Here is a 4,524-nt window from a genome sequence, read left to right as displayed (position 1 = left end):
CGTCGCCCGCCTTGACGGACTGCCCCTTCTTGACCTTCACCTTATCCCCCAGCCCCATATAGACGGTTTTCAGGCCGTCCGCGTGCTGGAGCGACACGCACTGCCCCTGCAGGGCGTCCGTATAGACGTCCTCCACCGTGCCGTCGGTGATCGCGTAGACGCGGTCGCCGAGCTTGGCGGCATAGTCCGCGCCCAGATGCGCGCGCCAATCGCCAAAGGTCGGCTGGTAGACCAGGTCCTGATCCGAATACGGCACGGCCAGCGCGCCCGCCACCGGCCGCACAAAGACCGGGGCGCTGGGCTGGGTGACCGTGGGCGCGGCCGCCCCTTCCTCCGCCGCAGCGGACGGCTGGTCCGGCACGGGCGCGGTCCCCTCCGGCGCGTCCTCCGTGGGCTCCGGCTCCTCAACCGGGATATCCTCCTGGTTGCCGAGCACCGGGGCGTAATCATCCGGGAGCACGGCCGGTTCGTAAACCGCCGTATCGATGGTCTCCGACGAGGGGGCCTTGGGTGTGAAGAACAGTACATAACCCGAAATTCCGATTGCAGCGACGCAAAGGAACAGGATTATGTAAAATCCCTTGTCCTCAAAAAAATCCACCGCCGGATTTCTTGCTAATTTTCGCATATTTAGCACCTCCGAGGCTAGTATTACCCCGGTTTGTGCACGCTATACCGCGGCTCTCAAATTTTTGTAATTTTTGCCCCGGTAAAATAATGCGTCAGGATGTCCTGGTAGCCGCTGCCGTGTTCGGCCATATATTTCGCGCCGTACTGCGACAGGCCGACGCCGTGCCCATAGCCGACCGTATGGAAGGTGATGCTGTCGCCCGTTGCCGTCAGCGTAAAATTCGTGGAGTTGAGGCCGAACAGCTCGCGCACCGCCGTCCCCTCGACGCGCACGCCGCCGAGCTTTACCGCGCGCACGCCGCCCGCGTCCGAACGCTCGGACGCTTTGAACCAGGTATCCGGCGCGCCCGAGACGTCCGCGGTGGGGAACGCCTTTTTGACCTTTTCGCGGAATTCGCCCGCAGGCACGGTGACCTCGGCGTTGTATTTCGGGCACGCGTCGCCGCCCGGGCTGACGACCGACTGCAGGTAGGGGATATCGCTGCCCCAGACGTCCTTGGCCGCCTCGGTCTTGGGGCCCGCCGCCGCGGAGAACACCGCGACGATCGGCTTGCCGTCCACGGTCAGGATTTCGCNAACGCGACGGCGACCTTGACCTCGGCGCGCTGCGCGAAGCCTACCGCTCGCCGGAGCCGCTGCTTGGCCAGCTCGCCTACCTCGCCGGGCTGCTGCCCGCGCCCACGCCGGTTACAGCAAGTGAACTCATTCCGCACTATAACGTCTCTTTGTTACCCGCTGCGGATATCCGGCTTTCGGATGCGTTTTATCGCGTGCTCGCCCGCGGCGGACGCGCATAACCTGCATAGATGTTCACACCAGTTTCCCGATGGTTACAATCTCACCGACGCCCGCCGCCTTGCAAAAGGGGGCGAGCGTCTTCGTCCGGCAACGGCAAAAGGGTAGTTTCCCGCCGGTTTTCCGCCTATAACCCCATATAACCTTGCGCCGCATGGGCGGATGGTTACAAACCATTAAATTTTTTTATGTGAAAACGTGTACTTTTTTTATAGTGCATGATACAATATGGGAAGCAGGCGGAACTACTCCCCGCCTTTTTGTAATCCATCCTTTTTTTGGTGATCAATATGTCAACACCTGAAACCCACCTCCCTGCCGGCGCGTTGCCCCGCCCCATGCCGGTTTTCGGCGACGGCGGCGATTCCTGCTGCCTGCTGCACGACCCGCGCTGCCGCATCCTGCTCCGCCAGACGCGTACCGTGATCGCGGAATGGTGCATCCGCACAGGGCGCATGTACCTGTCGCCGGAAGCCAAGCAGTTTTCCTTTGCCGCCGCGCTGGAAGGCCATCCGGTCGGATGCGTGTTCCGCGAGTGCGACGTGCACGCCGAGGATTGGCCGCAGGTTTCCGCGCTTTATGGCAACGTGCTTGCCCAGGACGCGGAGCTGACCCTGCGCCTGCGGCGCACGGATGGGCACTATCTTTGGTGCCGCGTCATGCTCTCGCGCCTGACGGATGGGGACGGCCTGCTCACCGGCGTGCTCGTGACGATCAACAACGTGCACGAGGCCGTGGCGGCGCAGCGCGTCCTGGCCTACCGCGCGGAATACGACTCCCTGACGGGCTACGCCAACTTCCCCTGCTTTAAGGAGACCGTGGCGGCGCGCCTGGCGGACGGGCTGGATTCGCCGTACGCCCTGCTGTACTGCGACCTCAAGAACTTCAAATACATCAACGACATCTACGGCTACGAGACCGGCGACCATGTCCTGCAATACTGGGCGGACACGCTCGCGGCTGGCTGCGGCGAGGGCGAGGCGTTCGCGCGGGTCTCTGCGGACAACTTCGTCCTGTTGCTGCACTGCGACGGGTGCGACGCGCTTTCCGCGCGCTTTTATGCGATCGAGCGGCGGCTTGCCGAATTTGAAGAGCTGCAGAGCCAGAAATTCCGCCTGGAAATGGCCTGCGGCGTGTACTGGATCAAATCCCCCGCCGACGTGCGTGGCATCGACGACATGATCGACCGCGCCAACATGGCGCAAAAGACCGTCAAAGGCCTGGGCGGCAGCCGCATCGCCTTCTATTCCGAGGAGATGCGCGGCCGCGTGATCCGGGAAAAGTCCATGGAAGCCGACATGGAACACGCGCTGGCCGCGCACGAATTTGTGCTGTACCTGCAGGCGCAGGTCGATATCCAGCAGGGATGCCGCGTGGTCGGCGCGGAGGCGCTCGTGCGCTGGCAGCGCCCGGGCGAGGGGCTGATCCCGCCGGGCGACTTTATCCCGCTCTTTGAGCAGGACGGTTTTATCGTCGACCTCGACCGTTATGTATTCCAGGAGGCGTGCGCCTACCTTGCCGCGCGGCGCGACGCCGGGCAGCCGCTTTTCAAGATCGCGGTCAACGTTTCCCGGCTCAGCCTGTTCCAGGAGGACTTTGTCGAGCGGTATACGCAGATCCGCGACCGGTACGGCCTGCCCGCGGGGCTGCTCGAGCTGGAATGCACCGAGACCGTCATGGTGGAGAACATCACGAAGATCGGCCAGGTCGCGGCGCAGCTGCGCGAAACGGGCTTCCTGCTCGGCATGGACGACTTCGGCTCGGGCTATTCCTCGCTGAACGTCCTCAAGGACCTGTTTGTCGACGTGCTCAAACTCGATATGGCCTTTTTTGAAAACGGGCTGACGGCCGAGCGCAACCGCGCGATCGTGTCCAGCATCGTCGCCATGGCCAAAATCCTCGGCATGCGCGTGGTGGCCGAGGGCGTGGAGGTGCCGGAAATGGTCTCCTTCCTGCGCGAGATCGGCTGCGACATGGTGCAGGGCTATGTGTTCGCGCGCCCCGTGCCGATCGGGGAATTCCGGCCGGACGCATCCTATACCCTATAAAACGCCAAAAACGGCGCGCCCTTCCGGACGCGCCGTTTCTTTATCCCACATTACTCCTGCGGCTCTGTGGGGCTGCCGCCTGCCAGCAGGCTCTCCGGGTCGATGTGCTCGCCATCCCGGTAGGCCTCCACATGCAGGTGGGGCTCCTGGGCGCTCTCCGCGGCGTTGGTGTCGTCCACCACGCCCAGCACGTCGCCCGCCTTGACGGACTGCCCCTTCTTGACCTTCACCTTATCCCCCAGCCCCATATAGACGGTTTTCAGGCCGTCCGCGTGCTGGAGCGACACGCACTGCCCCTGCAGGGCGTCCGTATAGACGTCCTCCACCGTGCCGTCGGTGATCGCGTAGACGCGGTCGCCGAGCTTGGCGGCATAGTCCGCGCCCAGATGCGCGCGCCAATCGCCAAAGGTCGGCTGGTAGACCAGGTCCTGATCCGAATACGGCACGGCCAGCGCGCCCGCCACCGGCCGCACAAAGACCGGGGCGCTGGGCTGGGTGACCGTGGGCGCGGCCGCCCCTTCCTCCGCCGCAGCGGACGGCTGGTCCGGCACGGGCGCGGTCCCCTCCGGCGCGTCCTCCGTGGGCTCCGGCTCCTCAACCGGGATATCCTCCTGGTTGCCGAGCACCGGGGCGTAATCATCCGGGAGCACGGCCGGTTCGTAAACCGCCGTATCGATGGTCTCCGACGAGGGGGCCTTGGGTGTGAAGAACAGTACATAACCCGAAATTCCGATTGCAGCGACGCAAAGGAACAGGATTATGTAAAATCCCTTGTCCTCAAAAAAATCCACCGCCGGATTTCTTGCTAATTTTCGCATATTTAGCACCTCCGAGGCTAGTATTACCCCGGTTTGTGCACGCTATACCGCGGCTCTCAAATTTTTGTAATTTTTGCCCCGGTAAAATAATGCGTCAGGATGTCCTGGTAGCCGCTGCCGTGTTCGGCCATATATTTCGCGCCGTACTGCGACAGGCCGACGCCGTGCCCATAGCCGACCGTATGGAAGGTGATGCTGTCGCCCGTTGCCGTCAGCGTAAAATTCGTGGAGTT

General features: G+C 63.1%; 4 protein-coding genes. 1 reads left to right on the top strand and 3 read right to left on the bottom strand.

The features are described from left to right. The coding region (locus CZ203_RS11615) for a peptidoglycan DD-metalloendopeptidase family protein (RefSeq protein ID WP_087066290.1) at positions 1-628 on the bottom strand (628 nt) is incomplete at its 3' end. Between the two features lie 56 nt (positions 629-684). Continuing rightward, entirely contained in the window at positions 685-1,191 is a 507-nt protein-coding gene (locus CZ203_RS11610) for a SpoIID/LytB domain-containing protein (protein ID WP_159456497.1), read from the bottom strand. 524 nt (positions 1,192-1,715) lie between these two features. On the opposite strand from CZ203_RS11610, the gene CZ203_RS11605 reads away from it, so the two are divergent. Next, positions 1,716-3,473, top strand: a complete 1,758-nt coding sequence (locus CZ203_RS11605; RefSeq protein ID WP_143436205.1) for a putative bifunctional diguanylate cyclase/phosphodiesterase — start codon at positions 1,716-1,718, stop codon at positions 3,471-3,473. A gap of 50 nt (positions 3,474-3,523) precedes the next feature. Here CZ203_RS11605 and CZ203_RS11600 read toward each other — a convergent pair whose 3' ends face one another. Further along, positions 3,524-4,291 carry a peptidoglycan DD-metalloendopeptidase family protein gene (locus CZ203_RS11600; protein ID WP_087066287.1) on the bottom strand — a complete coding sequence of 256 codons (768 nt, stop codon included), beginning with the start codon at positions 4,289-4,291 and terminating at the stop codon, positions 3,524-3,526. Between the last annotated feature and the right edge of the window lie 233 nt (positions 4,292-4,524).

It is taken from the genome of Intestinibacillus massiliensis (assembly GCF_900155735.1).
Classification (GTDB): Bacteria; Bacillota; Clostridia; order Oscillospirales; family Butyricicoccaceae; genus Intestinibacillus; species Intestinibacillus massiliensis.
This window is presented reverse-complemented; position numbering and strand designations above follow the sequence as displayed.

Excerpts from the sequence above, each read along its gene's own strand:
- CZ203_RS11605 (WP_143436205.1), top strand. The coding sequence starts at position 1,716 with ATGTCAACACCTGAAACCCACCTCCCTGCCGGCGCGTTGCCCCGCCCC.
- CZ203_RS11600 (WP_087066287.1), bottom strand. The coding sequence starts at position 4,291 with ATGCGAAAATTAGCAAGAAATCCGGCGGTGGATTTTTTTGAGGACAAG.